Origin of the sequence: Streptomyces sp. H39-S7, assembly GCF_027158205.1 — a bacterium.
Taxonomy (GTDB): domain Bacteria; phylum Actinomycetota; class Actinomycetes; order Streptomycetales; family Streptomycetaceae; genus Actinacidiphila.
In genome coordinates this window covers 163,800-189,915 of sequence record NZ_JAPVLU010000011.1, presented here as the reverse complement: position 1 = coordinate 189,915, position 26,116 = coordinate 163,800, and the positions used below count along the sequence as shown (strand labels likewise).

The 26,116-nt window shown below is 68.8% G+C and carries 25 protein-coding genes and 4 pseudogenes; 17 read left to right on the top strand and 12 right to left on the bottom strand.

Translation table 11 applies throughout. The features are described from left to right. The first annotated feature begins 48 nt into the window (after nt 1-48). The 3 genes from O3X23_RS13245 (at nt 49) to O3X23_RS13230 (ending at nt 2,294) form a co-directional block, all read left to right on the top strand. Nucleotides 49-969, top strand: a complete 921-nt coding sequence (locus tag O3X23_RS13245) for an EamA family transporter (RefSeq protein WP_269271516.1) — start codon at nt 49-51, stop codon at nt 967-969. A 110-nt stretch (nt 970-1,079) separates the two neighbouring features. Then, a complete protein-coding gene (gene lepB / locus O3X23_RS44160) occupies nt 1,080-1,700 on the top strand; it encodes a signal peptidase I (RefSeq protein ID WP_443047837.1) in 621 nt (206 codons plus the stop codon). A gap of 117 nt (nt 1,701-1,817) precedes the next feature. Further along, nucleotides 1,818-2,294 carry a hypothetical protein gene (locus O3X23_RS13230; RefSeq protein WP_269271515.1) on the top strand — a complete coding sequence of 159 codons (477 nt, stop codon included), beginning with the start codon at nt 1,818-1,820 and terminating at the stop codon, nt 2,292-2,294. A 249-nt stretch (nt 2,295-2,543) separates the two neighbouring features. Here O3X23_RS13230 and O3X23_RS13225 read toward each other — a convergent pair whose 3' ends face one another. Then, nucleotides 2,544-3,695: an FAD-dependent oxidoreductase gene (locus tag O3X23_RS13225; protein ID WP_269271514.1), complete on the bottom strand. Its 1,152-nt coding sequence runs from the start codon at nt 3,693-3,695 to the stop codon at nt 2,544-2,546. A 140-nt stretch (nt 3,696-3,835) separates the two neighbouring features. Here O3X23_RS13225 and O3X23_RS13220 point away from each other — a divergent pair, with 140 nt between their 5' ends. After that, nucleotides 3,836-4,456, top strand: a complete 621-nt coding sequence (locus O3X23_RS13220) for a TetR/AcrR family transcriptional regulator (RefSeq protein WP_269271513.1) — start codon at nt 3,836-3,838, stop codon at nt 4,454-4,456. A gap of 295 nt (nt 4,457-4,751) precedes the next feature. On the opposite strand, the gene O3X23_RS13215 is transcribed toward O3X23_RS13220, so the two are convergent. Then, nucleotides 4,752-4,997 (bottom strand): hypothetical protein, encoded by a 246-nt coding sequence (locus O3X23_RS13215; RefSeq protein WP_269271512.1) that lies wholly within the window; start codon nt 4,995-4,997, stop codon nt 4,752-4,754. 659 nt (nt 4,998-5,656) lie between these two features. Here O3X23_RS13215 and O3X23_RS13210 point away from each other — a divergent pair. The 3 genes from O3X23_RS13210 to O3X23_RS13200 are packed head-to-tail and all read left to right on the top strand — an operon-like array spanning nt 5,657 to nt 9,179. Continuing rightward, nucleotides 5,657-7,333: an FAD-dependent oxidoreductase gene (locus tag O3X23_RS13210; protein WP_269271511.1), complete on the top strand. Its 1,677-nt coding sequence runs from the start codon at nt 5,657-5,659 to the stop codon at nt 7,331-7,333. Next, complete coding sequence (locus O3X23_RS13205) at nt 7,330-8,829, top strand: ATP-binding protein (RefSeq protein ID WP_269271510.1); 1,500 nt, start codon at nt 7,330-7,332, stop codon at nt 8,827-8,829. The genes O3X23_RS13210 and O3X23_RS13205 overlap by 4 nt, the downstream gene beginning before the upstream one ends. After that, entirely contained in the window at nt 8,826-9,179 is a 354-nt protein-coding gene (locus O3X23_RS13200) for a UBP-type zinc finger domain-containing protein (protein WP_269271509.1), read from the top strand. The genes O3X23_RS13205 and O3X23_RS13200 overlap by 4 nt, the downstream gene beginning before the upstream one ends. Nucleotides 9,180-9,742: 563 nt before the next feature. Here O3X23_RS13200 and O3X23_RS13195 read toward each other — a convergent pair. The 4 genes and pseudogenes from O3X23_RS13195 to O3X23_RS13180 form a co-directional block, all read right to left on the bottom strand. Continuing rightward, a complete protein-coding gene (locus O3X23_RS13195) occupies nt 9,743-11,314 on the bottom strand; it encodes a hypothetical protein (protein ID WP_269271508.1) in 1,572 nt (523 codons plus the stop codon). A gap of 195 nt (nt 11,315-11,509) precedes the next feature. After that, a pseudogene (locus tag O3X23_RS13190) lies at nt 11,510-12,260 on the bottom strand (IS110 family transposase); the annotation flags it as partial. 482 nt (nt 12,261-12,742) lie between these two features. Continuing rightward, nucleotides 12,743-13,102: a hypothetical protein gene (locus tag O3X23_RS13185; RefSeq protein WP_269271507.1), complete on the bottom strand. Its 360-nt coding sequence runs from the start codon at nt 13,100-13,102 to the stop codon at nt 12,743-12,745. A 10-nt stretch (nt 13,103-13,112) separates the two neighbouring features. Next, a complete protein-coding gene (locus O3X23_RS13180) occupies nt 13,113-13,406 on the bottom strand; it encodes a DUF6461 domain-containing protein (RefSeq protein ID WP_269271506.1) in 294 nt (97 codons plus the stop codon). A gap of 1,169 nt (nt 13,407-14,575) precedes the next feature. Here O3X23_RS13180 and O3X23_RS13175 point away from each other — a divergent pair. The 4 genes and pseudogenes from O3X23_RS13175 (at nt 14,576) to O3X23_RS13160 (ending at nt 16,596) form a co-directional block, all read left to right on the top strand. Then, nucleotides 14,576-15,406 carry a glycoside hydrolase domain-containing protein gene (locus O3X23_RS13175; protein ID WP_269271505.1) on the top strand — a complete coding sequence of 277 codons (831 nt, stop codon included), beginning with the start codon at nt 14,576-14,578 and terminating at the stop codon, nt 15,404-15,406. 113 nt (nt 15,407-15,519) lie between these two features. Next, a pseudogene (locus O3X23_RS13170) lies at nt 15,520-16,013 on the top strand (ISAzo13-like element transposase-related protein); the annotation flags it as partial. Continuing rightward, nucleotides 16,009-16,164 (top strand): hypothetical protein, encoded by a 156-nt coding sequence (locus O3X23_RS13165; RefSeq protein ID WP_269271545.1) that lies wholly within the window; start codon nt 16,009-16,011, stop codon nt 16,162-16,164. The pseudogene O3X23_RS13170 and the gene O3X23_RS13165, both read left to right, overlap by 5 nt. Before the next feature lie 132 nt (nt 16,165-16,296). After that, entirely contained in the window at nt 16,297-16,596 is a 300-nt protein-coding gene (locus O3X23_RS13160; RefSeq protein WP_269271504.1) for a hypothetical protein, read from the top strand. Nucleotides 16,597-16,617: 21 nt separating this feature from the next. Here the strand turns inward: O3X23_RS13160 and O3X23_RS13155 are convergent, their stop codons facing one another. Further along, nucleotides 16,618-17,343, bottom strand: coding sequence for a transposase (locus tag O3X23_RS13155; protein ID WP_269271503.1), 726 nt, complete (start codon nt 17,341-17,343; stop codon nt 16,618-16,620). On the opposite strand from O3X23_RS13155, the gene O3X23_RS13150 reads away from it, so the two are divergent. Then, nucleotides 17,309-17,665, top strand: a complete 357-nt coding sequence (locus O3X23_RS13150) for a hypothetical protein (RefSeq protein ID WP_269271502.1) — start codon at nt 17,309-17,311, stop codon at nt 17,663-17,665. The two genes, O3X23_RS13155 and O3X23_RS13150, sit on opposite strands and share 35 nt — an antisense overlap. Nucleotides 17,666-17,870: 205 nt before the next feature. Here the strand turns inward: O3X23_RS13150 and O3X23_RS13145 are convergent, their stop codons facing one another. Continuing rightward, nucleotides 17,871-18,746 (bottom strand): hypothetical protein, encoded by an 876-nt coding sequence (locus tag O3X23_RS13145; RefSeq protein ID WP_269271501.1) that lies wholly within the window; start codon nt 18,744-18,746, stop codon nt 17,871-17,873. Nucleotides 18,747-18,933: 187 nt separating this feature from the next. On the opposite strand from O3X23_RS13145, the pseudogene O3X23_RS13140 reads away from it, so the two are divergent. The 3 genes and pseudogenes from O3X23_RS13140 to O3X23_RS13130 form a co-directional block, all read left to right on the top strand. Next, nucleotides 18,934-19,494: pseudogene (locus O3X23_RS13140) on the top strand (transposase family protein); the annotation flags it as partial. A gap of 157 nt (nt 19,495-19,651) precedes the next feature. Continuing rightward, the gene (locus tag O3X23_RS13135; RefSeq protein ID WP_269271500.1) at nt 19,652-19,984 is read left to right on the top strand and encodes a hypothetical protein; all 333 of its coding nucleotides are present in this window, start codon (nt 19,652-19,654) and stop codon (nt 19,982-19,984) included. A 66-nt stretch (nt 19,985-20,050) separates the two neighbouring features. Beyond that, on the top strand, nt 20,051-20,470 hold the full coding sequence (locus O3X23_RS13130; protein ID WP_269271499.1) for a transposase: 420 nt from the start codon (nt 20,051-20,053) through the stop codon (nt 20,468-20,470). 553 nt (nt 20,471-21,023) lie between these two features. On the opposite strand, the pseudogene O3X23_RS13125 reads toward O3X23_RS13130, so the two are convergent. Next, nucleotides 21,024-21,119 (bottom strand): annotated as a pseudogene (locus O3X23_RS13125) (IS481 family transposase); the annotation flags it as partial. A gap of 146 nt (nt 21,120-21,265) precedes the next feature. Then, nucleotides 21,266-22,000: a D-Ala-D-Ala carboxypeptidase family metallohydrolase gene (locus O3X23_RS13120; protein ID WP_269271544.1), complete on the bottom strand. Its 735-nt coding sequence runs from the start codon at nt 21,998-22,000 to the stop codon at nt 21,266-21,268. 593 nt (nt 22,001-22,593) lie between these two features. Between O3X23_RS13120 and O3X23_RS13115 the strand changes: the two genes are divergently transcribed. Together O3X23_RS13115 and O3X23_RS13110 are read left to right on the top strand one after the other, a co-directional pair. Next, nucleotides 22,594-22,977 carry a MarR family winged helix-turn-helix transcriptional regulator gene (locus tag O3X23_RS13115; RefSeq protein WP_269271498.1) on the top strand — a complete coding sequence of 128 codons (384 nt, stop codon included), beginning with the start codon at nt 22,594-22,596 and terminating at the stop codon, nt 22,975-22,977. An 88-nt stretch (nt 22,978-23,065) separates the two neighbouring features. Next, nucleotides 23,066-24,532 (top strand): MFS transporter, encoded by a 1,467-nt coding sequence (locus tag O3X23_RS13110; RefSeq protein ID WP_269271497.1) that lies wholly within the window; start codon nt 23,066-23,068, stop codon nt 24,530-24,532. 436 nt (nt 24,533-24,968) lie between these two features. On the opposite strand, the gene O3X23_RS13105 is transcribed toward O3X23_RS13110, so the two are convergent. Next, entirely contained in the window at nt 24,969-25,331 is a 363-nt protein-coding gene (locus O3X23_RS13105) for a hypothetical protein (RefSeq protein ID WP_269271496.1), read from the bottom strand. A gap of 137 nt (nt 25,332-25,468) precedes the next feature. Beyond that, entirely contained in the window at nt 25,469-26,017 is a 549-nt protein-coding gene (locus tag O3X23_RS13100; RefSeq protein ID WP_269271495.1) for an FABP family protein, read from the bottom strand. Between the last annotated feature and the right edge of the window lie 99 nt (nt 26,018-26,116).

The window sequence follows — 26,116 nt, the reverse complement described above, 5'->3', positions numbered from 1 at the left end:
ACCAACATGTGTTGGACTCATGGATCACCGTCGGTTGAGACTGCGGACATGACCAGTCCAGCAGCCCCGACCGCCTCCGCCGACGGCATCAGTGAGGCCTCGCGCGGACCTGTACCCCGCACGCTCCTGACCGCGCTCACACCCATGGCGTGGGGCACGACCTATATCGTCACCACCGAACTGCTCCCTGCAGGCCACCCCCTGTTCGCGGGCCTCCTGCGGGCCCTGCCCGGCGGCCTGATCGCCCTGGCGCTCAGCCGGACGCTGCCGCGCGGAGCGTGGTGGGGGAAAGCGGCAGCGCTGGGCGTGCTGAACATCGGTCTGCCTTTCCCGCTGCTGTTCTTCGCAGCCGAACGCCTGCCCGGGGGCGTTGCCGCCACCCTGGCGGCGGCACAGCCCCTCGTCATCGCCCTCCTGGCGGTGACGGTCCTCCGCGAGGCCCTGTCCGCCTGGCGCCTGGCCTGGGGTGTGATCGGCGTGTTCGGCGTCGGCCTGATGGTGATCGGGCCGAACGCGGCCTTCGACCAGCTGGGGATCGCGGCGGCGCTCGGCAGCGCGGTGTCCATGGCCCTGGGGATCACTCTCACCAAGCGGTGGGGACGCCCCGGCGAGGCCGGTCCCACCGCCTTCGCCGGCTGGCAACTCACGGCAGGCGGCCTCTGCCTGCTGCCCGTGACGTTCCTGGCCGAGGGAGCGCCTCCGGTCATCGACGGGACCGGCGCGGTCGGCTATCTCTGGATGGGCCTGATCGGCGGGCTGCTCTCCTACACCCTGTGGTTCCGCGGCGTCACCACGCTGCCCGTCACCGCGGTCGCCGTGCTCCTGCTGCTCTCGCCGCTGGTCGCCACTGCTCTGGGCGCCATCGTCCTCGACCAGCGGTTCGGTCCGCTGCAACTCGCAGGATTTGGCCTCTCGCTCGCCGCCATCGTCGCAGGCCAACTCCCCGCACCCGCCCGCTATCGCAGGTGACCGCCTGCGCGCACGCGGGTGGGGGCGGCCGTTCAGACGGTGCGGAGGCCCTCTACGATGCCTCCCGCGTCGTTCGATCAGCGGAGGACGATGGCGTGTGAGGAAGCAACATGGACAACCCGGTGGGATCGCCGCGGCCGGTACCGGCTCCGGTTCGCAGAACGAACCGAAGAAGGTTGGTCGTCTGGTGTGCGGTGGCGGTAGCCGGAGCGCTGCTGATGCTGGCCGACATCGTCGCGTTCTGGTCGAACACCGAGCTGTTCTCCCAGTCGAGCGACGCGATGCGGCCGACTTTCACCCAGGACAGCACCATCGTCGCGGAGAAGGTGGACGGCTCTGAGGTGGGACGTGGAGATGTGGTCGTGATCCCTCTCCCGGAGTGGGGCATACCCGCTCGCGTCCTCAAGCGCGTGATCGGCATCGGAGGGGACCGGGTCACCTGCACGGGACAGGGCCCGGTGGTGGTGAACGGCAAGCCGCTCGACGAGCCCTATCTCCTGAACGGAATGGTCAATTGGCCGGAGCGGAGCTGCGATGCGTCGGGCCGGCCGCCGGCCTTCACGATCACGGGCGGCCATACCAACGACTGCACCCAGAGAATCGCCGTGATGGAGGCGATCCGCGTGCCGCGGATCGGGCCGGGGCGCCCGCGGGTGCGGCAGCCGGCTGGCTGGGCCTGTCCTTGTGGGTCGTCGAAGAAGGCAACTGTGCCATTCACGTTGACGATGTGACCGTGTTGGGAGCCCGTGCCTTTGGTTGCGGCGACGAATCCGCGGCCACCTGGGTTCTGGAGCAGGGCACCCACTGCCCCCCGTCCCAACCACTGCCCATTGTTCGAGTCGAGTGCGATGGTGTACGCCCGGGTGGATGGGGAGGCCGACCTGGCCCGACTGTCCGGCGCTTTTGAAGGGCAGCGGCGCCGGCGTTTGGCGACGTTGCCCTGGCAGGCGTTTCCTCCGCAGGGGTCGATCGCGGGGCATGATGGGCGCGTGCTCCCTCCTCGACTGCTGTGGCGTGATCCCCGGCCTATCCCTCGGTTCAACCGGCAAGAGCCGGTAACCGTGGTCATCAGCGATCCCGGCTCCTACGAACCGGCTGACGATGACGACTGTGCGGTATTCGGATATGTCTGCCAGGTGCATGACCGCCCCTACCAGTACGAGTCCTGCGGGGAAGGGCCGCACCTCATCGCCTTGGACTGCCAGGAGCACGGGCCGGAGAACATGTGGCCGCAGCCGCGCATGCTGCTGTTCCCGGAAGGGTTCGATCCGACGCTGAGCGACGCACAGTTGGCCTGGGTCCAGGCGGAGTGGGGCGCTTCCTAGGCACAACCTGATAGGGCTGCCGAGTCGTCACCGGTCCATCTTCAGTGGCAAACGGGCACGGTTCACACCGCATATCAGCCGATCAGAGCGTCACGACATAGCCGGGCTTGCGGCCATACGGCAGGCCACAGGTGGCAGACCGATCAGCACGGGCTGTACTTACCGGCTGTTTCACCAACGGGGGGTCCGAGTGCTTCGCCTCGAGCGCGCTGCTGTGCGCACAGGGCGATGCGTGGGCCGGCTGCGGGTTCACGACTGGGCGGTGGGCCCTTGGTCGTCTCCGAGGTCGGGGAGCTCGATCGACAGGAGGAATTCGGCGCCGCCTTCGAGGATCTTGGCGTTCTCGGTGGAGCGCGGGAGCATGGTCTGCTCGTAGGTGCGGACGGCGTCGTCGATGGCGGCGGCCTCGGCCAGGGCCACAGCCAGCTCGCTGGCGTCGAGCATGGCGAGGTTGACGCCGACGCCCAGCGGGGGCATGAGGTGCGCGGCGTCACCGAGCAGGGCGACGGTCGGGTTGTGCTCCCAGGTGTGCGGGACGGCCAGGGTGAAGATCGGCCGCTGGATGTAGGGGCCGTCGTTGTCGGTGATCAGCCGCTGCATCTGGGGCGACCAGTGGGCGTAACGCTCCAACAGCAGAGCGCGGAGGGCATCGGTGTCGTCAGGGGCCAGACCGCACGTGCTTATCCAGTCGACCGGGACCTTCTGAATGAGGTAGACGCGGATGTGGTTGCCGCCGTTGCGCTGGGCGAACATCCCGCGCTCGCCGTCAGCCGCGTGGGCGCCGCCCTGGCCGACCAGCCCGGCGATCTCGGGATGTGCGTTCTCGACGTCGTTGAACCACGCCTCCAGGAAGCTCACCCCGGAGTACTCCGGGACGGCCGGTGACACGGCGGGGCGCACCCGGGAGAAGGCGCCGTCGGCGCCGATGACCAGATCGCTCTGCAGGGTGGTGCCGTCGGTGAAGTGCAGCCGGCGCGGGCCCTTCGCCGGTCCGCTCACCGATGCCAGGTCGCGGCCCCACTGCACGGTTCCCGGCTCCAGGGAGCCCAGCAGCAGGTCGCGCAGCTGGCCGCGGTCGATCTCCGGCTTGAAAAGCTCGTCGGCGTCCGGGACCTGGTGCGAGAGAAGTGCGCCGTCGGGGTTCATCTGACGCATCTCCTGACCCTCGGGGCGGGCCAGTTCGAAGAACTCGTCCAGCAGGCCGGCCTCGCGCAGGGCGATCTGGCCGTTGTCGGCGTGCAGGTCCAGGGTGCCGCCCTGGTTGCGGACATCGGGGCCTGCGTCCCGGTCGTAGACGGTGACGGGGATGCCGCGTCGCTGCAGGATGCGGGCGCAGGTCAGCCCGCCCGGTCCGGCGCCGATGATGCTGATTCTGGCCTGCGTGGGGGCTGCGGGGTTCATGAGGGGGTCCATTCTCGGGCGCCGGTGCGCGGCCGGGTGCCGCCAAGATGTCCAGCACGGCCGGAAAATCTCCAACCGATACAAACATACAACAGTTCCAAATATGTTGCAGTGCGAAAGTCTGGAATAGGATGGACGGCATGGATGAGATGAGCGATCGCCCGGCGCAGGGCGGGCGTCGCGCACGCAAGAAGGCCGCCACCCGTCAGGCGCTGGCCGACACCGCGCTGCGACTGTTCCTGGAGCGCGGATACGACCAGGTGGGCGTCCGCGAGATCGCCGACGTCGCCGACGTGTCAGTGTCGACCCTGTTCAACTACTTCCCCGGCGGTAAAGAGGCCTTGGTCTTCGACGAGGACGCCGACAACGAGGACGCCCTGATCGCCGCGGTCACCGAACGGCCTCCGGGCCAGACGATCCCCGCGGCCTTGCGGGCTCACCTCGCGAGTCTCGTCACCTCGCCCAATACCCGCGACCCGCGCTTCGTGCAGTTCCAGCAGCTCATCCAGCAGACGCCTGCCCTGCGTGAGTACGCTCGCGCGATGGCCCTGCGCCACGAGAACGCCCTGGCCCGGGCCCTGGCCGAGCAGACCAACCGCCCGAGCGACGATCTCCTGTGCGCGGTCTACGCCCGGTTCACCCTGGAAACCCTCGCGTTCGCCGGCTCCCGCGCCGACGCTGCCGACGCCGTGGACCGGGCAAGCCTCCTGCTCGAACAGGGCTGGAGCACAGCCGCTTCATCCAACCCCGAACCCGCCTGACCGGCATCTGCGCGGGACCGGAACGGTCAGTGCTGCTACTGCTGGAGGGCGGGAGGGTCGGGGCAGCCGGCGACAACGCGGCCATGGAGTCCTTCTTCAGCACCGAACCCCCGTGGCGGGTGCGATTGGTGAGGGGGGTGGCGGTGCAGGTTCCGGTGGCCCGGTCCCAGACCCGAAGCGTGCCGTCCTCGCCGGAGTTGGCGAACGTGTCGGTAGGGACCTGGGAGCTGATGCCCCCGATCCGCTCGCGCAGTCCGACCCGGGCGGCTGGGTCCGTCGCGCAGCGTCTAGAGCACTACGGCGTTCCAGGGTCGGAGAGCAGGTCGAAGGCGAGGCGGGCGCGGCAGTCGGCGAGGAAGGCGGTGGCCGTCACCCGTAGGCCGCGCAGCACCTTGCCGCGGGGCGGCAAAGAGATGTCCCGATCGGTGTCAACGACTGGCGGGATCTCGCCGCTGACCGACGCGAGCTTGACGGTGTCGGCCCGTCGGATCGCCCGCTGGGTGTTCGACGTGATCGAGCTTCCGGTGGAGCAGTTGGGCACCGGCGATGTCGTCCGGTGGAGCCGGCGTGGATCAGGGTGCCGGGTGCTGTCCGGCGTAGCGTACGAGCCCGGGCCGAATCGCTGCCAGGCGCCGGGCGCCTGGGAGTTGGCGGCGGAAGGCTTGCGGCGAAGGCGTAGGGCGAGCTGCAGCGGGCGATGTTGCTCATGGCGATATCGCCGGTGCGCAGGATCTCGCGGGCGGGGGCCATCCGCCAGTCGGTCAGGTACTGCATCGGGGTCTGGTCGAGGACCTCGCGGAGGATGCGGGTGAAGGGCGCCCGGGACAGGCCCCTGATCGCGGCGAGCTCGGGGACCGACCAGGGATGGCCGGTGTTCTCGTGCAGGGCCTGGAGCGCGCCGCTCAGCCGGGGATCCGCCGCGGCCCGTCCCGGCCTGCACCGGTGCCCCGCACCCGAGCGTCCTCGGCTCGTCCACTCCCGGCGCGGCGGGCCTGCGCCGTCCGCGGCCGCGGCCGACCCCGCCCAACCGCCTGATCCTGTGCCCGTCCGCCTGACGCCGGCCGCCTCGGGGTGAGGACCCGCGGCTGGGCGGGCGTCCCGGGGCGCACCCGGACGATCGAACTTAGGATGGACACGAACCGTGCGCGGGCGGCTTGCCGCGCCGCGCCGCCGGACCAGGCCACTCGGGGCGGGAGAGGTATGACAGAGGGCGCCGACACCGCGCGGACCGTGATCCTGACCGTGGACGACGATCCGGGAGTTTCCCGCGCCATCGCCCGTGACCTGCGGCGACGCTACGGATCCGGGTACCGGATCGTGCGCGCCGAATCCGGCGAGTCCGCGCTGGAGGCCCTGCGCGAGCTGAAGCTGCGGGGCGACCTGGTCGCCGTGATCCTCGCCGACTACCGCATGCCGCAGATGAACGGCATCGAGTTCCTCGAACAGGCCCTGGCCGTGTATCCGGGCGCGCGGCGCGTGCTGCTGACCGCGTACGCCGACACCAACGCGGCGATCGACGCCATCAACGTCGTCGACCTCGACCACTACCTCCTCAAGCCGTGGGACCCGCCGGAGGAGAAGCTCTACCCGGTCATCGACGACCTCCTCGCCGCCTGGCGCTCCAGCGACCACCGGCCGGTGCCCGCCACCAAGGTGGTCGGCCACCGCTGGTCGGCCCGCTCGTCGGCCGTACGGGAGTTCCTGGCCCGCAACCAGGTGCCTTACCGCTGGTACTCCTCCGAGGAGCCGGAGGCGCAGCGGCTGCTGCAGGCGGCCGGCGCCGACGGACAGCGGCTGCCCGTGGTCATCGCCCCGGGAGGCGGCGTCCTGGTCGAGCCGGACGTCCCCGAGCTGGCCGCGCACGTGGGACTCGCGACCACGCCCACCGCCGACTTCTACGACCTCATCGTGATCGGCGGCGGCCCGGCAGGGCTCGGCTCGGCCCTGTACGGCGCCTCCGAAGGGCTGCGGACCGTCCTGGTCGAGCGCTCGGCGACCGGCGGGCAGGCCGGGCAGAGCTCCCGCATCGAGAACTACCTCGGATTCCCGGACGGCGTGTCGGGCGCACAGCTCACCGACCGGGCCCGCCGCCAGGCCGGCCGGTTCGGAGCCGAGATCCTCACCGCCCGCGAGGTCATGGGGCTGGAGGCCAACGGCGCGGCGCGCGTGGTCCGCTTCTCCGACGGCTCGACGATCGCCGCGCACAGCGTCATCCTGGCCACCGGCGTCTCCTACCGGCAGCTCCAGGCCCCGGGCTGCGAGGACCTGACCGGCTGCGGGGTGTACTACGGCTCCTCGCTCACGGAGGCCGCCGCCTGCCTGGGGCAGGACGTGTACATCGTGGGCGGGGCCAATTCCGCCGGACAGGCGGCGATGTACCTGGCGCGGGGCGCGAAGTCCGTGACGCTGCTGGTCCGCGGGGAATCCCTGACCGCCTCGATGTCGTACTACCTGATCCAGCAGATCGAGGAGGCGCCGAACATCACGGTGCGGACCCGCACCGTGGTCGAGGCGGCGCACGGCGACGGGCACCTGGAGCAGGTCACGCTCCGGGACGTGGACACGGGCGTGAGCGAACTCGTCGACACCCAGTGGATGTTCGTCTTCATCGGTGCGGCCCCGCTCACCGACTGGCTGGACGGTGCGGTGCTGCGCGACGAACACGGCTTCATCCTGGCCGGGCCGGACCTCACCCCGGACGGCAGGCCGCCGGCCGAGTGGGCGCTGGACAGGCCGCCCTACCACCTGGAGACCAACGTGCCCGGCGTGTTCGTGGCGGGCGACGCGCGCGCCCGGTCGGCGAAGCGCGTCGCGTCCGCCGTCGGAGAAGGAGCCATGGCTGTCATGCTCGTCCACCGATACCTGGAGCAGTCGTGAGCGGGCGGGTCATGCCCTGCAGCCCGCAGGAGATTGCCTCGCTGTTCCTCTTCGAGAAGCTCTCCCCGGAGCAGCTCGGCCAGCTCTGCGCCGAGGGGCGCGTGGAGCGGTTCGACGCCGGTCCCGTGTACGCCGAGGGCGCCCCCGCGACCTGCTTCTACGTGATGATCGAGGGCACCGTCGTGCTGTCGCGCCGGGTCGGCGGCGACGACGTGGAGGTGGGCCGGACCTCGCAGCGCGGGGTGTATGCGGGGGCGATGCAGGCCTACCTGGGCGACCGGGTGCCCCAGGTGTACAACAACTCGATGCGAGTGACCGAGTCGACGCGGTTCTTCGTGCTGCCTGCGCAGTCGTTCGCGGACGTCATGCGGGAATGGTTCCCGATGGCCGCCCACCTGCTGGAGGGGCTCTTCTTCGGATCGAGGAGCACCCAGCAGGCCATCGGCCAGCGTGAACGGCTGCTGGCGCTGGGCTCGTTGTCCGCCGGGCTCACCCATGAGCTCAACAACCCGGCCGCCGCGGCGGTCCGGGCCACCGCGACGCTGCGCGAACGGGTCGGCAAGATGCGGCACAAGCTGGCGGTCATCGCCCAGGGCCCCTACTCCCGTGAGGCCCTCGCCGAGCTCATCGAGATCCAGGAGCGCACCGCCGAACTCGTCGCCAAGGCACCGGTGCTGAGCCCTATGGAGGCGTCCGACCGGGAGGACGAACTCGCCGACTGGCTGGAGGACCACGGCATCGCGGAGGGCTGGCGGATCGCACCCGTCTTCGTCCAGGCAGGCCTGGACACGGACTGGCTGGACCACGTGGCGGCGACGGTGGCCGAAGACATCCTGCCGGGGGCCATCGGCTGGCTCAGCTACACGGTGGAGACCGAGCTGTTGATGGACGAGATCGACGACTCCACCACCCGCATCTCGCACCTCGTGGACGCCGCCAAGCAGTACTCGCAGCTCGACCGCGCCTCACACCGGGTCGTCGACGTCCACGAACTCCTCGACAGCACCCTGCTGATGCTCTCCGGCAAGATCGGCCGCGGGATCCGGGTGGTCAAGGAGTACGACCGCTCGGTGCCGGACGTGCCCGCGTACCCGGCGGAGCTCAACCAGGTGTGGACCAACCTCATCGACAACGCCGTCTTCGCCATGGGGAGCACGGGAGGCGAGGGCACGCTCACCGTCCGCACGGCCCGGGCGGGGGACCGGCTGCTGGTGGAGTTCCGGGACACCGGGCCCGGCGTCCCGGCGGACATCCGCAGCCGCATCTTCGACCCCTTCTTCACCACCAAACCGGTCGGCGAGGGCACCGGGCTCGGCCTGGACATCTCCTGGCGGATCGTCGTCAGCAAGCACCACGGCAGCCTCCAGGTCGAATCCGTACCCGGGGACACCCGCTTCCAGGTCCTGCTGCCGCTGACCGCCCCGGAGACCGACACCGAACCGCCCGCCGAACCGGACACCGTGCCGGGAACCCCGAACCACGAGGAGTCTCCATGAGTGCCATCGACGGAGTCGACCTGACCACCCCGCCCAGCGGCCCCGGCTGTGCGGACTGCGACGCGGCGGGCGGCTGGTGGTTCCACCTGCGCCGCTGCGCCCAGTGCGGCCACATCGGCTGCTGCGACTCCTCGCCCGGCCAGCACGCCACCGCCCACTGGAAGGCCACCGGCCATCCGGTGGTGCAGAGCTACGAACCGGGCGAGGACTGGTTCTGGGACTACGCCGCCGACGAGCTGTACGAGTCCGGCCCCGAGCTGACCCCGCCGTTTGGGCACCCGTCGGACCAGCCGGTCCCGGGCCCGGCCGGCCGCGTGCCGGAGGACTGGACGCGCATGCTCCACTCCTGAACGGGCGGCCCCGTGCGGGTCCCGACGCGGGCTCTGCCGGATGCCGGTGCCGTCCTGCCGAACCCCGCGCGGCGGCCGGCCCGAGGCCCATCCGCGCCGCAAGATTGCGGGCCTACCGCCCACCCCGGATGGCACGGACCAGCCGGTGCTACCCGGGGAGGGACCGCCGCCGGAGGGTGCGGGCGAGGAGCGGGAGGCCCCAAATCGTCGACAGGCCCATGGCCGTCGGCGAACCACAGCCGGTACAGCGTGAGGTAGTCGTCACCGTCCACGGCAGGAGGGCTGTCCCGGGCACGGTCCGGCGGGCCGCGCGGCAGATCGGTCGCCCTCGGCATGGTCCAGGCGCTGCTGTTCGCCCTCCTGGTCGTGCCATGCACCGCTGTGACCGCCACCCCCGCCCATGCCTCGCCCCCGGACCAGACCCCGTTCCTGACCTGGAACATGCAGGGGGCGACCACCGTGGGGGTGAACCTGTGGACCGACTACATCCCGTCGGGGCTCCGGGAGGCGGGCTGGCGTAGGCGTCGCCGGACGCTCGGAGTGAACCGTCGGCCCGCTCCAGGTCACCCGGAGGCCAGCTGCTCCGCTATCTCCGCGATCCAACCGGAGCTCTTCGCCGGGTCGTTGAGGGTCTCGGCCCACGCGTCCGGCTCCAGCTTGTGCTTGGCGGGGCCGGATTTGAGGGCGATGAGCAGGGACCTGGCGGACGCCCGCATCTCGGCCGTGGTGTTCCCGGAGATGTCGGGGCCCGCCGCCAGGGCGTAGATCTCGCGCGCCATGGCCTGGCGTTCTCCTTTCGACACCTTCTTCCAGAACTTCATCGCGTGCTTCAGCGACTCCTTGCGGGAGGCGGCCTCTGCCAGGGTCTCGCCCTGCGGCGCCCAGCGCTCGGGGTGGTGGACCTCTTCGTAGCGCTTCGTGGCGGCGCGGAGCGCCTTGTACATGGTGACGCCGAGGACGAGACCGGCCCCGGCCCCGGCGAGGCCCCATCCGACCGGGTTGCTCGCCAGCCCGACCGTTCCCGCCGCGACCGCCGTCACGACGCCGGCTGCGGCTTTGACGGACTCGCCCCCGCCGCCGGCCGTCTCCTTGCCAATCTTGGTGAGCTGCTTCTTCTTCGCGTACTGCTGCACCTTGCTCAGCTTTTCCACGTCGTTCTCGGCGTGCTGGAGGTTCTCGGCGACGTCACGGGCTTCACCCATCGCCTCCCAGGCGGCGTCGATGGCCTCGGAAACGAGCTCCAGCCGTTCCGGGCCCTCATGCTTCCAGTAGGCGTCCAGCGCGACGTAAGCCTCCGCTGCGGCCCAGCCGGCCTGCTCGTGCGACTCGTTCAGCCGTGCCAGTGACCCCGCCTGGACGAGGTGGGGATCTCCCAGCTTTTTGATCTGCTGGTACTTGTTGGCTGCTCCCCCGATGCGGAAGGCGGACCGCATGGCCTTGACCGCGCCGATGGAAGCGCTGGCGATACCGCTTGCTTCGGATGCCACCGCGGCATCCGCCGCCTTCTGGATCTTGGTCACCTCCTTGGCGATGGCAGCGCTGTAGCTTCCCGAGTTGGCGGCGCCGACGACCGTGTCAGCGCCCTTGGTCTTGGCCTTCTTCATTGCCTTGTGGTGGTCGGCCCCGGTCTCGTGCTCCTTGGCGTCCTTCCTGCTTTTGTACGCGTCCATGCCATTGACCACGGTGCCGGCGGCCTCCGTGAGGAGGTTGCCCGACGCTGCGGAGGTCCCCGAGGCGGCGGCGGAGTGCTTGAGGCCCTCGTTGGCCGCGACGGCGCCCTGCTGGGCGAAGGCCGCGTTGGTGGGGGTCTGGAAGCCCTTGATGAAGGTGTCGATGGGTTCGAGATTCTTCTTGAACCTGTCGAGGAGCGCGGCGATCCGGTCGCGATAGTTCTCCCTCTTGGCTGCGGGGGACGCGTCGCCGTTCGCCTCAGCATGCCCTGTCCCGGTGTCCCGCAGGCGCTGCACCGCCGCGGTCGTGGCCCGGTTGCCGGCGCGGGACTGCATCTCCAGGAGGGCGCGCTCCAGTGGGCGTGCGGACGTACTCCCGGTCCGGCTCCCTCCCTCACGGTGCCGGGCCGACGCCAGGAAGGGTGCCGACTGCCGTGTCGAGGTGCGGTGGATCGGCGTGCTCATGGATGTACCTCTCCTGTACCGGACCGGGCGAGGCGAAGGTAGCCGGACCTGGCCAACAGGAGGGGTACGGCGCAGAAATTCCCCACGGACGCTGTGGGGCGCACCAAACGCCGGCGGCGCGCCTGGCCGTTGCGGGCCTGACGCGCCATCGTGTCACGTGCGGGGGGGTCCGGATCCGGGACCGCAGGACACCGTAACCGAGCTCAGCGAGGAGGCCAGGCTGGGGACGACCATCGCGGCGGCGTCCGTGCCGGGCACAACTACAGTCTGCTCGCCGAGCGCTGTGAAGATGTCCTCGACCAAGCGCTCTACCATACGGGGTGCTTCGGAGCGCAGTAGTGTGACCAGTCGACGGAGGCCGGCCTTTCTGAGCTGGGCGGGAGAGCCGAAGCGTTCGAGCATGGCCAGGACGGCAGGGTGGTCGAGCCGCGGGCCCAAGACCTTCTCCAGCGAGGGGTGGATCTGTGTGAGCAGGCCGCGGAGCCGATCCTTGGTCCGGGTCGACTCGGTGGCGAGATCGTCGTCGAAGCCCGCGATCATTTCCAGTTCAGCGACAGTCTCGTCTGCGGCTTCGACGGCCCGAAGGGTGTGCGGCATGGTGCGGACAGCGTCGGCAATGACGAACGCGTCGCGGGCGTCGGTCTTCGCCTCTCCTGGGTAGAGGTCTGTTATGCGGCGCATCGTCAGACCAGGCAGGTAGGCGACGCGACAGCCCAGTGCGGGTCACCCCCAGCGGCAGCGCACCTATGGAGGCGGGCTGGTCGACGACCACCAGCACGGTCCCGTGCTTGGCCTGCAGCTTCGCGAACACCTCGCGCGGTTTCGGCTCGGTGTTGGGCAGGCGCTTGTCCAGGACCGTTTTGCCCGCGGGGGTGAGCGCGGTGGCGTGGTGTTCACCTTTGCCCACGTCCAGGCCGAGGTAGACGTCGATGCCGTCGTTGGTCACGTCCCAGCTCCAGGCTGGTCGACGGCATCCCACCGGTGGCCGGACGGCCCGGCCGACCACGACGGCGCCCCGAGTCCGTCCTCGGAGACGAGGCGTACGACTCGCGATCCGTGCGGCGTGAATTGCGATACCGACGAATCCGCCGGCCATCTCCCGCAAGGGTTCCCCGAACATCAAAGGCCTGGGCAAGTTCCGCTACGTCGTCGAGCAGACCTTCGCCCTGCTCCGCTAGTTCACACGCCTGGCCGTGCGCTGGGAACGGCGAGTTGAGCTCCACGACGCCTTCCGCGTTGGTCTGCAGCATTATCCGGTGGAGGCGACTCAAGAAGGCCAGATCTGATCGCGTCACGAACTGTCCGGGCTGATACGCGCTGGCCTTGCCCTCAGATCGGTCATCGTGTCGCTGTCCTTCTCCGGTCGCCACCTGTCACGTTGGCCAGGCGCTGGTCGTGGCCCAGGGCGGCGAAAGGCGATCCTGCCATTCAGGAAAGTCCACTTGAAGGCCCGAGATCCAGGATGGTCCCGGGCGGAACCGGTCCCTCACCCGCGTAGGTAGTGCTCAGCGGTGCTGCTGGTGCATCGTCCTCGGCGAGCGTCAGGCTGGGCCAAGGCCCGGCGAGGGTTGCATCGTCCAGAGTGATGCCGAGGTGATCGAGTACGAGGGCCACCACCGGCGCCATCCCGGCGCCCTCAGCCTCGTGTGCGGCGAGCGCGTCTTCCACTCGATCCCACCAGGGGCCGAGCGGTTCGGACCGGCTGTGCTCCATGCCGGGCTCGAAGTACTCGACGCACTCGCCGTCGCGCCAGTACTGGAAGACGTCGATTCCCTCGGTAGTCGCCACGCTGTACGTCTCAGTTCCCCGGGACAACTCCGCGAGCGATTCTTCCCCCACAGCCGATGCCGCCGTCCTCCTCGACGCAGAAGGCCCATTGACCGATCCTGCCGGCCCGCAGCAGCGAGACCGTCCCGTCACCCGATTCACCCGAGGGTAGGTCCGAGGCTGCATCCCAGCCGAGCAGGCGCGCCTGCTCCGGATCGGCCCCGTAGCGGGCGAACACCTCCTCGGGGGCGAGACCGCGGGTGAAAGTAGCGCACATCCAGGCCCTCGCCCAGTCCAGCGAACCCGCGTCCGTGTCAGTTTCCATGATCTGCCTCCGTTATTCACACCTGGCATCGCCTGTCAGGGGCGAGCCTTCCAGGCCCTCCGCACTGTGCCAAGCACGGCGAGGAGCCCGGATCATGATGCCTGGTTCATCCGGTGGGATCGGTACCGGGCAGGACGCCCCCGGGGGGGTGCCCGGTGAACTGGATGCAGAAAGGGGCCGCGAGCGGCAGCATCAGCCCCCTGCCACGCTCGACCAGGACACCTCAACAAGACCTTGTTACGAGCTCCTAGCCATGAGGCCATCTGCATGCTCGAAGTCGCCCCGGCCTACCTGTCCCACACTGCGGCCGCGACGTTCTGGCGCTGTGGCGACGCGTGCGGCGAGGGATTCGAGAACGGCCTCGCCGCACGCTGCTAAGCGATGTCCGGCGACTGCCGCGCCCTGAACGGCTCCGTCCTGTTACCGCTGCTGTCCGGTTGCTGCTTTGGGGCACATGCCCGGATTCCCCGGGCGGGCGGTGTGTACTGCAAGACCGGCAGGTATGGGGCGCGGCCGTGCGGCCGCAACCCAGCGCTACCCCCCGACCTGCTGCTCACGATCGTGGATAGCAGTTGCTGCATGGTGGGTTGCTCTGGGTGGAGACCCCTGAGTTCAAGCACGCCGAGGGGGCTGAACGCCGAGTACCGTGCCCTGCTGGAGCAAATCGTCGGCCAAGCTCCGCGAGCTCGCGCCCCATGACCTGTCCGGCCTCTACGTAGCCACGCGCCACGGCGTGCCGCACCTGCCACGGCGTCAGTTCGATCGTCTGAGCGCGCTGGGTCCGTGGAACGGGGAGTCGCTCGGGCATTCTGCGTACCGGTGCCTGTCCCTCTCCCGGCGTTTCTTGTCGAAGGCTGCCGTTGCTGAGCTGACATGGGCAGCGAGATCTGTGTGGACCAGACGTGGATGCTCGTTGCGCGGCTGAGTGCGTTCAGGGTCTGTCGCGCGTTTCTTGCATGCGTCCAGAGGTCGGCTCCGAGTCGGACGGGTCGAAGACCGGCTGTTGCGACGGGCGCCCGGCGGTTCGCGTATGGCGGCAGGGCGGATCGCAGCCCGCCCTGGCCTGGGGGCGGTGTCGGAGGACCTGGCCGGTCACTGTCGTCGAACCGCCTCCGCATATGATGACCAGGCTCCGGAGACCCGGAGCCTGAATGTTTTTGGGGCGGGGAATGCCGAAGCACCGGTTGTCGAAAAAAGGCCGCTACATCGCCCTGGCGACGACAAGCGTCGTCGTCGTAGCCGGTGCCGGGGTCGTGGCGCAGACCTCGATGGCGGCCACGACGTGGCCGGCCCAGAAGACCTACACAGGCCGGGCGTTCGACGCCTGCACCGCCCCCTCCCTCGCCGCGATGAACGCGTGGAAGAAGGACAACTACTACAGCGGTGTCGCGGTCTACATCGGCGGAAAGAACCGCGGGTGCGCCCAGCCCAACCTGACCAAGTCCTGGGTCAAGTCGGTCGACACCGCCGGCTGGCGGGTCATCCCCCTCTACGTCGGCGCTCAGCCGCCCTGCCAGACCAGCGGCAACAAGGAACGGTTCACCGCAGCGACCGCCACCGCTGTCGGGGTCAGCAACGCCAACGACGCGATCGCCAAGGCCGCAGCCCTCGGCATGAAGGCCGGCAGCCCCGTCTACCTCAACATGGAGTCGTACAACACCGCCGACAAGGCCTGCAACGACGCCACCCTCACCTACGTACGGGCCTTCAGCAAGACCCTCCGCACCAAGACCTACCGCGGCGGCCTCTACGGCTTCAGCACCTCCAGCGCCAAGGCCATCGCCACCGCCCAGGACCGTACAGACCTGCCGGGCAACCTCTGGTACGCCCTGTGGAACGGCCAGGAGACCACCACCAAGGACTGGCCCTGGAACCCGAAGCTGTACACCGACCACAGCCGGGCCCACCAGTACCAGGCCAACAGCAAAGAGACCCGCGGCGGCTACACCCTCCCCGTCGACCGCAACGCCTGGGACGCCCCGGTCGCCATCATCGGCTGACCCCACACCGCCCAAGGGGCGCTCTCGAACGCATTGCTCCGTGCCGGTCGATGGCCTTAGGGCTTGCAGGGAATCAAGGTGTTGCTTCCCTGTCTGGGGCTCGTTGAGGTGGTATGGCAATTCCGGACGAGACCCGAGACCAACTCTCGGCGAAGTTCATGGTGTTGTTCCAGCATCTGGACGAGCGGCAGCGACGGCTACTGATGGGGACTGAGGCCCGACTGCTGGGACACGGTGGTGTCCGCGCTGTCGCGAGGGCGGCGGGAGTCAGCGAGACGACAGTCCGCCATGGCGTGTTCGAGCGGGAATCCGGTGAGGAGCCGTTGGGCCGGATCCGGCGTCCTGGCGGGGACGCAAGCGTGTCGTGGTTCTGAATCCGGGGCTGCGGCCGGCACTGCTGGCGCTGGTCGAACCCGATGTGCGAGGTGATCCGATGTCGCCGCTGCGGTGGACGCTGAAATCGACCCGTACTCTCGCGGCAGAGCTGGCTGGGGCCGGGCACAAAGTCAGCGCGGACACTGTCGCCGACCTGCTGCGGGAGGAGGGTTTCAGCCTGCAGGCCAACGTCAAGACCTTGGAGGGGAAACAGCACCCCTACCGCCATGCACCGCACCCTGCTGAAAATCAGGAAACTGCTCGAAGTACGCGGCATCGTCATCTCACCAGCGACCACCCCACCCGCCGCCCTCGCACCCCTCCAGGGACGGGTCCTCACCCAGAGCAGCGAACCCAACAACAAGATCAAGAAGACGTGTTAATGATCTGCAAGCCCTGAGGCTTGTCCCGTAATGCGAGAGTGATGTCCCCCGCAGTAGCGGGACGGCGCTGGCGGCTAGTGTGTCGAGGGGCCGAGGGGTATCGATCTTGGGGGACCAGTGGGTCGCAGCAGCATGCCGATAGAGAACCGGGGCGACACCGAGCTCTGTCTCTTCATCGAGCCGTACTGTGAGGACTACTGGATGAAACCAGGGGAGGCATTCACAGTCCGTTCCGAGGCGGAGGGTGTTGATGTCTGGTTCGACACCTATGTCTCGAAAGGCTGCGTCACCGTGTGGCTATATGAGGACGGCGACCCATACAAGATCGTTGTCGACTACGCAGTCGTCGATGCGAGCGGTACTCGGCTGGATTCCGGACATCGGAGGCCCCGCGGCCAGCGCTGGTCGGCTGCCGGCCCGATAATCGACTGACGGTAGCCAGCCTCCCCTGCGTCATCCACTCAAGGCCAGGTTGTGCAGGCGGGCGATGCCGAGCATTGCGCGGTGGACGCCTTCGCCCCTGATTCGGCAGTCACGCAGGATCTTCCAGGCCTTCATTCGGGGGAAGACGTGCTCGACGCGGGCGCGGACCTGCTTGTGTCCACGATTGTGCTCCACCTGCCACTCGGTGAGCACCCCGTCCTTGGGCCGACGGTGCGGGATGACGAGGCCGGTGCCCGGGTATCCGCCGTCGGCGATGACAGTCGCCATGCCGACGGCCGCCTTGGCGCCAGGCTCTGCCCAGGCCTTACAGTCGTTGAGATTTCCGGGAAGGGGTCTGCCGACCACGACGACCAAGCGGGTGTCGGCATCGATGACGACCTGGTGGTTGGTGGAGTACCTGTAGTTCTTCGACTTCTCCGCGATGGAATGATCACGGGTGGGTACGAGAGTGCCGTCAGCGATCAGGACAGCGTCTTTGGGGAAGCGCCGTCGCTGTTGGAGCGCGAGCAGCGGGCCGACATGATCGATGATGCGGTCGGCCGCAGACTTGGATACACCGAACAGCGGCGCGAGCTGGCGCAGCGTCAGGTTTGTCCGCCAGTAGGCCACGACCAGGAGTTCCCGATCCTCAAGCGGCAACCCCCACGGTGAGCCTGGCCGCACCGTGTCCGCGCCGCCGCGGCGCAGCATCGTGATGAGCTTGCGGAAGTCGCGCGGGCACAGCCGGCTGAACATCAAGGCGGCCAGGCAGCAACGCCAACGCCACAACGCGGACCGGGCCCACCGTGAAGCCGAGCAGGCAGCGCAGCCAGCCAGGTTGCAGCAGTGGGCCGAGGAAGAAGCAGCCGATGCTGAAGCCGCGACCACAGGGCCGTGCGCGACGGCGGACTGCGAGCTGCCCGTGGACTGGCATACCGACATCGACGTCCTGCCCGAGGACGGCCTCTACTGCGGGCCGCGCCGCGTCAACCAGGCCACACGCAACCGCAGCCTGCGCGGGATGCGCACCACCGTTGTCCCGTCTCCCCGAAGGGCGGTCAGTCTCACCGACCCTTGACCACTCGGCTGTTCCCTCATGGGTGAGCCATGCAGGCGGCGTGGTCGCCGCGTCGACGGCGGCACTGACCTCGTCGCCGGGCCGCTGCGGCCTGACGGAGGGCACTTCGGGTTGGCTCCGACGGGCTTCGTCACCACACAGGCGATGCCATCCGCCCGCTCATGGAGTGCAGTCTTCGAGCCAGGCCAGGACCGGCCCGACCATGTCAGCGGGAATCCCTTGTGTCGTCCTCGGCCGGGCCGGGGGCCGCCGTGCTGTCGGCATCCTGACCGGCGGCTCGTTCCGCGCGGAGTTCTTCGGCGACGTCGTAGGCCCGGCCCGGGTCGTAGACGGTGACCGACGTACCTGGGCTGTACATCGCGGATGCCCGGGGCGTGTACTGGTAGCCTTCGACGCCGCGTTGGGCGGCTATGCCGTCGACCTCGCCGACGGGTACCCGCCACAGCTCGGCGGTGTGGGACCGGGTCCACCACTCGTCCGGACGCAGGAAGTTTCGCTCGACCTCCCTCTGACGCTCCACCGCCACCTGAAACTGGCCGAGTTGCTCGGTCAACCAGCCGGTCAGCTCCTGTGCGTCGACCCGAGAGAGCGGCGCGGACGTCGCCGGTTCGCACTCCACCGTCTCGCTGGCGGTATGCAACACCACCTTGATCGACTGTCGCTGCCCCAGACTGAATCGCTCGATGACGACGACTCGCTGCAGATCAGCCATCGCCATGGTCGATGAACGCAGAAAGCGGCCGATCACGACCTGGGCCGGAGTTCCCAGGGGGCGGAGCTCGACCCACCGCACCATCAGGGAGACCGTGACGTACATCATGGCCACGGCGAGCACGATCACTGCGACCACCGCGAGCGCCAGTAGGACCCAGAAACTGCCCCAGAAGAATGAGTTCCCCGAGATCACGGCGGCCACCAGAGCGGCCAGCAGAAGTGGGGCTGCGACAACCGGCGGGACCATGATGCTCCCACCGAGCGCGGCAGCCAGCTCGCGGGCCCTGCTGGGCACGAACAGCAGCCGCCATCCAGCTGTCACGGGTAACACAACTTCCTCAAGCGAGCCGGGATACCGAGTTTCCATGACCCAAAGATACGATCCGGCAGAGGAGTTCGTAAGGCCACAGCGAGCCGCTCCTTCTCGAGGGTCGGCGACGCTTGAATTGGGTTCAGGCACGGATTCCGTGCAGTGGATCGCCGCTTCCTTGCGCCGGTGACGCTCCGTCATCCCGGTTATCATCCTTCGGTCGTGTGAGACCTTGCCGGAGTTGGTGTTCCCGCACCTGGTAACGGTGCTGGTGGAACGCGTGGTGGTGGAGAGTGGCGTGCTGCGGATCGCGGCGAGCACAAAGGGCGGGACGGCGGCCGCGTGTCCGGGGTGCGGGGCATCGTCGATGCGGGTGCACAGCCGCTACGGACGCAGGATCGCCGATGCACCGGTCGGCACCCGGCAGGTACTCATAGAGTTGTCGGTGCGCCGCCTGTTCTGCGACAACAGCGGCTGCGCGAGAGTGACCTTCACCGAACAGGTCGAAGGGTTGACCAGCCGTTACAGTCGGCGAACGCCCGTCCTGCAGCGGATCGTCGGTGCTCTTGCTGTCGTTCTGGCCGCTCGCGCCGTGGTCCGGCTGGGGCTGGTGCTGGGAGTGGATGAGTTCGCGACGAGGAAGGGCCGCCGGTACGGCACGATCCTGATCGACTGCGAGATCCACCAGCCCCTGGACCTGCTGCCCGACCGGGAGGCCGAGACCCTGGGCGCATGGCTGCGCGAGCACTCCGGCGTGGAGATCGTCTGCCGCGACCGCGCGGCGTTCTTCGCCGAAGGCGCCCCGCATCGGTGCCCCGCAGGCCCAGCACTGCGCAGACAAATGGCATGTTTGGCACAACCTCGGCGAAGCCGTCGAACGCCTGGTCTCCCACCACCGCGTCCTCCTCCGCGTCCTCGTCGAGCCGGAGCCTTCGCCCGAACCCAAACCCGAACCGGGGCCTGTGCCGGCCTCCATCGGCCAGGAGCCATCCGAGCCCTACCCCGCGGGATCGTTCCTCGACCGGCTCCGCGACACCTACGCCGCGGTTTGCGCCCAGGTCGAGCAGGGCCTGAGCCCGCGCGAAGTCGCCCACCGGCTCGGACTGGGCCGCACCACGGTCCGCAAGTACGCTCGCGCCGCCAACCCGGAGGCAATGCTGCACGGCCAGTGGCTAGACCAGACCAGCAAACTCGACCGCTACCGGCCCTACTTGGAGCAACGGATTGCCGAGGGCTGCACGAACCTGCCGACCCTCCACCGCGAGCTGCAAGAACGCGGGGCCTGCTGCGCCTAAAGCACCCTGCGCGCCTACGTCCACCCGCTGCGTCCCGGACGCCGGCCCGCAGCCAACCGTCCGCCGATGGCCCGGCCTCCCTTGCCCCGCGAAGCCACCCGCTGGATCATGAGCCACCCCGACCACCTGCGCGACGACGACCAGCTGCGGCTCAAGACGCTGCTGGCCCTTTCGCCCGAGCTCACGGCCGCCATCACCCACGTCCGGACGTTCGCGAGCATCATGACCAACCGTGAAGGAGAACGGCTGCGCGGATGGATCGCCGATGTCTGTGCCGATCAGCAGTGCGGGCTGGCCTCCTTCGCCGCCGGGCTGATCGCCGACCTCGACGCCGTCGTCTTCGGCATGAGCACCGAATGTTTCTCCGGCCCGGTCGAAGGCCGCATCAACGATCTCAAAGCCCTCAAGCGCAGTATGTTCGGCAGAGCGAAACTTCCACTGCTGCGCAAGCGGCTCCTCCTGGCCGCGGCCAGCCGTCGACCCTAACTTCTGGCTCCTCGGGCCTGGCGGTCCAGGTACTCGATGAGTCGGGTCTCCGAACGCAGAAGCCGTTCTCGCTGCTCAAGAGGAAGAGATGCGAGGAGGTCGACCAGGACTCGCTTCTGCGGGACCTGCGCCATGTTGCCGGAGTAGATCCGGCAAGCGGAACACCAGGCGAGCCCGATGCACCGCTCGAACATCGAGGACTCGGGCGGATGGAAACGGTACTGGTAGGAACTGACGGGCGTTCCGCAGTCGGCGCAGACGTGTCGATCACCGTCAGGAACCGTGTCCCAGCTCCCGACCTTTCGCCAATGCTGTCGCCCGGCCGATGCTCTTCAAGTCGTCATGTCGAACATTCTCGCGCACAGAGCTCTGCCCAGCGCAGCGGCCCGAGCAGAAAACCGACCACAGAACGTAACCGACTTTTGGTCACCTTCACGGAATCCGTGCCTGAACCTTGAATTGTGCGCCAGTTCCGACGGGTGGAAACTGATCCCCGGTCCGTCAGTTGATGTTGCTCCTTCCCCGGTGTGGGCGGGGGGAACCCGTCCGAGGTCTCGGCCGCGACATGAGCAACCGGGCGGCCCGATAGGGCACGTTCGACCAGCAGTCGTCTGCCCAAGACGGTCAGCCGGGCGTTACGGTGGGACACGAAGACCTCCGCGTGGTGTGTTTCTGGACAGCTCCACCACACCGGAGGTCTTCGCCATGTTCAAGACCCACAACTGTCAACAGCGCTCGTGATCGATACAGGTAGGCCGTATGACACCGCGAACGGCCACGGCCCACCGGGGCAGGTCAGATACCGCAGCTCGAAGCGGACCAGAAGCGCGAGCCCTGCGAGCCGAGGTGTGCGTGGTCGCTGTGGTCCGGGTAGCCCGGGCCCAGGATCTCGTTGAACCCGTGGTAACGGGCCTCCAGCGCGATCTGGCAGAAACTTGGGGAGCCGATCAGGTCGATCGCCCGGCCGTAGAGATGGTTGCTGCCTGCCGCACCGCCCACGGCGCTGTTGCAGGACGCGGACCGGAAACCGCTGCTGGTGCTCAGCGGGCGGTCGCCCAGCGCGTGCCGGAGCGCCTCCAGCTTCCACATGGCCTGCAGCGCATTGGCCCGTGCCGTCGCGGCGCTCACCGCGCCGCCCGACCAGTCGGAGTTGCAGCGGTTCATCTCCGCGTACGTGAAGTGCGCCGGAGTGCAGTCGTCGTCCTGCAGCGCGTAGATCTCACCGAACGTCTGCGATCCTGCGACGCCGTCGGCCGCGAGGCCGTACGCCTGCTGGAAGCGGATGACGGCCGACTTGGTGGCCGGTCCGAACTGGCCGTCGATCGTCAGTACTCCGCCGTAGCCCGGATACCCGGCGACGCGGATCTGCAGCTGCCGGACGTCCTCGCCGCTGGTGCCCGGGCCGAGGCTGCGCCCCCAGGAGTAGCAGCCGTCGGCGTGCGCAGGGCCGACGGTCAGGGCGGTGCCGAACAGTAGAGTTGACGCAAACATGACAATCGCAAGCAAGGTGCGTGCGGAACGTCTCAGCATCATGTCTCCTCGGGATGGTTCGTGGACGCAACGAGAGTGCCCGAAGTTGTCAACGCGCGTCAACCTCCTCTGATGGGACGCTCGTTGCCCGAATTCGGACCGAGTCGAACCGAAGTCGAGGGCCTTGCGGACGACTCCGACATGCGGCAATTCGTCACGCACGTCGGGATGCCACGCGGCCGGAGCCGGAGCCGCGGAGGCGACCCTCACTGGCGGGCGCTTGGCGGCCGGTAGTTCTTGAGGTCGGTGCGCTCCCGCCTTTCGCTGCCACGGCACGGAGTATCGCGCCGAGCCGCGGGCGTGCGGGGGAGCGTTCAAGGGCCGCACCATCCGTCGGGCGTCGTCGGTGGTCGACGTCGCCTTCGGGGCAGGGGTGGTGCACCTGCGTGAGTCCACGGGGGGAGCTTGCGCTGCTCCTTTGTGTCTGGGGCTGCGCGCTCAGTGCGGGACGGGACTCGGTTCGAGTCCAGGGGCAAGCAATACATAAAGCATGCATATAAAAATGTTATGCTTCACATATGAGCCGTCAAGACGCCACGCGTCGCGCTTCCGCCGCACTTGGGTCAGCCCTCTACGGACTGGCTACCCGGGCCGTGAGGCGTCTTCCCCGTGACCTGAGCCTCACGTCCGCCGCCACCCTGGCCACCTTGGACAGGACCGGTCCACGACGCATCACCGATCTGGCCGGGATCGAGGGTGTCACCCAGCCCGCGATGACCGTCCTGGTGCGGGTGCTGGAGGAGTCCGGGCTGGTCGAGCGCCGAGGCGACCCGTCCGATAAGCGGGTCACGCTGGTGTGCCTGACCGAGGCCGGGACGTCGTACGTCCAGGCGCGGCGCCAGGCGGGCGTCGATGCGTATGGGCGGTTGATCGACAAACTCACCGACGACGAGGTCGAGGCCTTGACGGCAGCCCTTCCGGCGCTGCAGCACCTGGCGGCGCTCGAAAGTCAAGATCGAGAAGGGCCGAAGCAGTGACAGCGTGGTTCGCCCAAGCCGTGGGGGAAGGGGTCCGGACTCGCATCCGTCCCGGCCTGTTCGACCACACCACGACCGGGACCAACCGATGAGCACTACCCCGGAACACTCCCAGACGCGGCTGCTGGTCCCCTCCCTGATGTTCATCGCCCTGGTCGTGGTGGCAGTCGCCAGCCTCGGGACGCCGCTCATCACCAGCGTGGCGACCACGTTCCACGTCTCCCTCGACAGCGCGCAGTGGACGCTGACCATCGCACTGCTGAGCGGCGCCGTCGCCACGCCCGTCCTGGGCCGGCTCGGAGCCGGCCCACACCGACGAGCCACGATTCTTACCACGCTCGCGGTCGTCGTCGCCGGCAGTGCGCTCACCGTGCTACCGCTGCCGTTCGCGTGGCTGCTGGTCGGCAGGGCGGCCCAAGGCGTCGGACTCGGTCTGACGGCGCTGATGATGGGCGTGGCCCGCGACCACCTTCCCGAGGGACGCAGCGCCCCCACGATCGCCCTGATCTCGGTGGTCTCGATCATCGGCGCCGGCGTCGGCTACCCGCTCGCCGGGCTGCTCGCCGAGTACGGCGGGGTGCGGGCCGCCTACGGCCTCGGTCTGTTCGTCACCGCTCTCGCCTTCCTCACCGCGTGGCGCTCCATCCCCAAAGCTCCCGAAGGCCGCTCCGCTCACGTGGACGTAGCCGGCGCGCTCCTCCTGGCGGGCGGACTGTTCCTCGTCCTGTTCCTCGCAAGCCAGACGAATCTATGGAGCCATCACCTCGCCGTGGCGGTGGCCCTCGCCATCGTCGCCGCGCTCTTGCTCTGCATCTGGACCATCGTCGAGCTGCGCAATAAGACGCCCCTGGTCGGTATCCGGGCGGTACGGCACCCGGCGGTCGCCGGGGCGAACATCGCCATGTTCGTCGGCGGGATCGGTATGTACCTCCTGCTCACGCTCATCACCCGGTACGCGCAGACGCCCCATAGCGCCGGCTACGGCTTCGGGCTGACCACCTTCGTCGCCGGGCTGGTCCTTGTCCCGTTCTCCGTGCTGGGGTTCGTCGCCGGCAAGCTCACACCACGGGTTCGCGAACGGGTCGACGCCCCCGTGCTGTTGGCCGGCAGCGCCGTCGTCGTCGGTGGCGGGTTCGTTCTCTTCGCGGCGGCCCGTTCGAACCTGGCTGAACTGTTCGTGGCCGTGGGCGTCCTGGGCTTCGGTGTCGGCAGCTTCTCGGCGACCATGCCCGGCGTCATCCTGGCCGTCACCCCCAAGAGCGAGACATCGAGCGCCATGAGCTTCAACTATGTCGTCCGTAGCGTCGGGTACTCCCTGGGCAGCGCGATAGGCGGACTGGTCCTGGCCGCCGGCACCGACACCGGCCAGCTCTTCCCGAACGACGGCGCCTACACCACAGCAGCGCTGGTCGGCATCGCCGCGATGGCGATCACGGCGATGGCCGGCCTCGCTCTCGCCCGCCAACGCTCTCCCGAGACCAACCCGACCGCAGCCCCGACCGGCCCGCCGGAAGAGCGGCGGCCCGAACAGGAACGAAAAGGAGCCGACAAGTAGATATCCGTCGCACCAGTGCGATGTGATCTGCCATCAACCCCGAGCCGCTGCCACAGATGACGCCAGAACTGGCCGAGCTCTTCGCGGACGGACACCGACGTCGAGGTTCCCGGCTGTTTGCACGCGCTTCCCCAGTGCGATCCGAACAATGGGACCTGGCGGACGCTGAGGCTGACGACGCGCACTTCGGCCTCCCCGGCTCCGGTCGCGGGAAGGGCGCGTTCCCGCAGGCCAGAGTGGCGGGGCTGACGCGTGCGGCACCCACTTCGTGGACACATACGTCACAGCCGAGAGCGTTTGTCGTCAGCGTCCAAGAACACTTCTTGGTCGCAGCCGTGTGCGATGTCGATCAGAAGTAGCAGCGCCAGACCGAGGCAAGGGATGCAGCCGGGGTGGTGTGGGGCCCGGGCGGGATCCACTGGGTATCCCGGGCATGTCAGCCATGCGCCGACCGAAAGAGCTGCTCCGTGCCGTCCCGGTGCTCGTACTCGACGGTCCACGACAGGCCCAGACTGGTGAGCGCCGTCAGAAGGGTGTCGATCCGCGCCGGGTCGACGAACCCGCTGAACGTCACTGGCGCGATGGGGAGAAGTTCGAGCCGAGCGAAGGTGTGCTCGACCTCGAACTCGTCCCAGCTGGAGGCCCGTACACTCCATCCTCCTGCCCGGAAGGTATCGGCTGCGTGCTGGGCGTCCTTCGCCGAGGTGAGAAAGCCGCAGACGTTGTTCCCCAGGTCCTGCGCAGCAATCGCCTGCTGGTCAAGGCGTGGCCCAGGGGCGCCTCCTGAAGTGAAGTTCATGCCGCCCAGTATGCAGATGGCACTGTCAGTCGCGGATGACGGTGCCGCCGGTGGTGGGTTCATCGTGCCTGATCGCGCGGCGCCCGGACTGCCCCCCGCCGGCCGAGCGCGCGATGGCCGCCCGGCGGGTTTCGGCGCTATGCGGAGGGTTCGCGGCGGAGTCGTGCCGCGAGGTGGTGCTGGAGTGGTTGGCCGACCGCTGCCAGGTCGTGGACGAACTCGAGAGTGTCCGCGTCGACCAGGGTGTAGCGACGGCGGGTGGCGGTGACCTGTTTGGCGGTGGGGGCGAGGGCCACCTGGTGGGTGGCGAGGTCGACCACGCCTTCGGCGGCGCCGCCGACCGAGATCTCCGCGACGCCGGTGGGCTGAGTGATCAGGGCCTCGACCCGTCCCTCGGCCTGGATGCGCCACCAGCCGCTCTCCCGGGCCGAGGGCCGCAGCGGGGCGCCGTCCGCGTCGAGCAGCCAGGCGCGCGCCTCGTAGTGCAGGAAGGGCCGTCCGTCATGGCTGAAGGTGACCTCCTGCGCGTAGACGAACTCCTCGCCGATGGTCGGGTATCCGCCGCGGCCCTGGCCGACCCAGGTCCCCAGCAGCCCGCTCACCGGGGTGAGCAGAGGGTGTGGCGCAGGGGCTTCGTCCTGTCCCAGGGCATCGGGAAAGGGGTACTTCTTGGCGGGGTCGGACATGGCGCGCTCTCCTGGGTGGGTCGAGGCCGGCACCGGCCCGGCAGCGACCCAGACTATGCCTTGCGCAGCATGACGAGACGCCTCCCACGGGTATGCGGC

What these genes read in the sequence shown, in the direction of transcription:
- O3X23_RS13245 (WP_269271516.1), top strand. Translation starts at nt 49, where the DNA reads ATGACCAGTCCAGCAGCCCCGACCGCCTCCGCCGACGGCATCAGTGAG.
- lepB (WP_443047837.1), top strand. Translation starts at nt 1,080, where the DNA reads ATGGACAACCCGGTGGGATCGCCGCGGCCGGTACCGGCTCCGGTTCGC.
- O3X23_RS13230 (WP_269271515.1), top strand. Translation starts at nt 1,818, where the DNA reads ATGGTGTACGCCCGGGTGGATGGGGAGGCCGACCTGGCCCGACTGTCC.
- O3X23_RS13225 (WP_269271514.1), bottom strand. Translation starts at nt 3,695, where the DNA reads ATGAACCCCGCAGCCCCCACGCAGGCCAGAATCAGCATCATCGGCGCC.
- O3X23_RS13220 (WP_269271513.1), top strand. Translation starts at nt 3,836, where the DNA reads ATGGATGAGATGAGCGATCGCCCGGCGCAGGGCGGGCGTCGCGCACGC.
- O3X23_RS13210 (WP_269271511.1), top strand. Translation starts at nt 5,657, where the DNA reads ATGACAGAGGGCGCCGACACCGCGCGGACCGTGATCCTGACCGTGGAC.
- O3X23_RS13200 (WP_269271509.1), top strand. Translation starts at nt 8,826, where the DNA reads ATGAGTGCCATCGACGGAGTCGACCTGACCACCCCGCCCAGCGGCCCC.
- O3X23_RS13195 (WP_269271508.1), bottom strand. Translation starts at nt 11,314, where the DNA reads ATGAGCACGCCGATCCACCGCACCTCGACACGGCAGTCGGCACCCTTC.
- O3X23_RS13180 (WP_269271506.1), bottom strand. Translation starts at nt 13,406, where the DNA reads ATGGAAACTGACACGGACGCGGGTTCGCTGGACTGGGCGAGGGCCTGG.
- O3X23_RS13175 (WP_269271505.1), top strand. Translation starts at nt 14,576, where the DNA reads ATGCCGAAGCACCGGTTGTCGAAAAAAGGCCGCTACATCGCCCTGGCG.
- O3X23_RS13165 (WP_269271545.1), top strand. Translation starts at nt 16,009, where the DNA reads ATGCACCGCACCCTGCTGAAAATCAGGAAACTGCTCGAAGTACGCGGC.
- O3X23_RS13160 (WP_269271504.1), top strand. Translation starts at nt 16,297, where the DNA reads ATGCCGATAGAGAACCGGGGCGACACCGAGCTCTGTCTCTTCATCGAG.
- O3X23_RS13155 (WP_269271503.1), bottom strand. Translation starts at nt 17,343, where the DNA reads ATGTTCAGCCGGCTGTGCCCGCGCGACTTCCGCAAGCTCATCACGATG.
- O3X23_RS13145 (WP_269271501.1), bottom strand. Translation starts at nt 18,746, where the DNA reads ATGGAAACTCGGTATCCCGGCTCGCTTGAGGAAGTTGTGTTACCCGTG.
- O3X23_RS13130 (WP_269271499.1), top strand. Translation starts at nt 20,051, where the DNA reads ATGGCCCGGCCTCCCTTGCCCCGCGAAGCCACCCGCTGGATCATGAGC.
- O3X23_RS13120 (WP_269271544.1), bottom strand. Translation starts at nt 22,000, where the DNA reads ATGCTGAGACGTTCCGCACGCACCTTGCTTGCGATTGTCATGTTTGCG.
- O3X23_RS13110 (WP_269271497.1), top strand. Translation starts at nt 23,066, where the DNA reads ATGAGCACTACCCCGGAACACTCCCAGACGCGGCTGCTGGTCCCCTCC.
- O3X23_RS13105 (WP_269271496.1), bottom strand. Translation starts at nt 25,331, where the DNA reads ATGAACTTCACTTCAGGAGGCGCCCCTGGGCCACGCCTTGACCAGCAG.
- O3X23_RS13100 (WP_269271495.1), bottom strand. Translation starts at nt 26,017, where the DNA reads ATGTCCGACCCCGCCAAGAAGTACCCCTTTCCCGATGCCCTGGGACAG.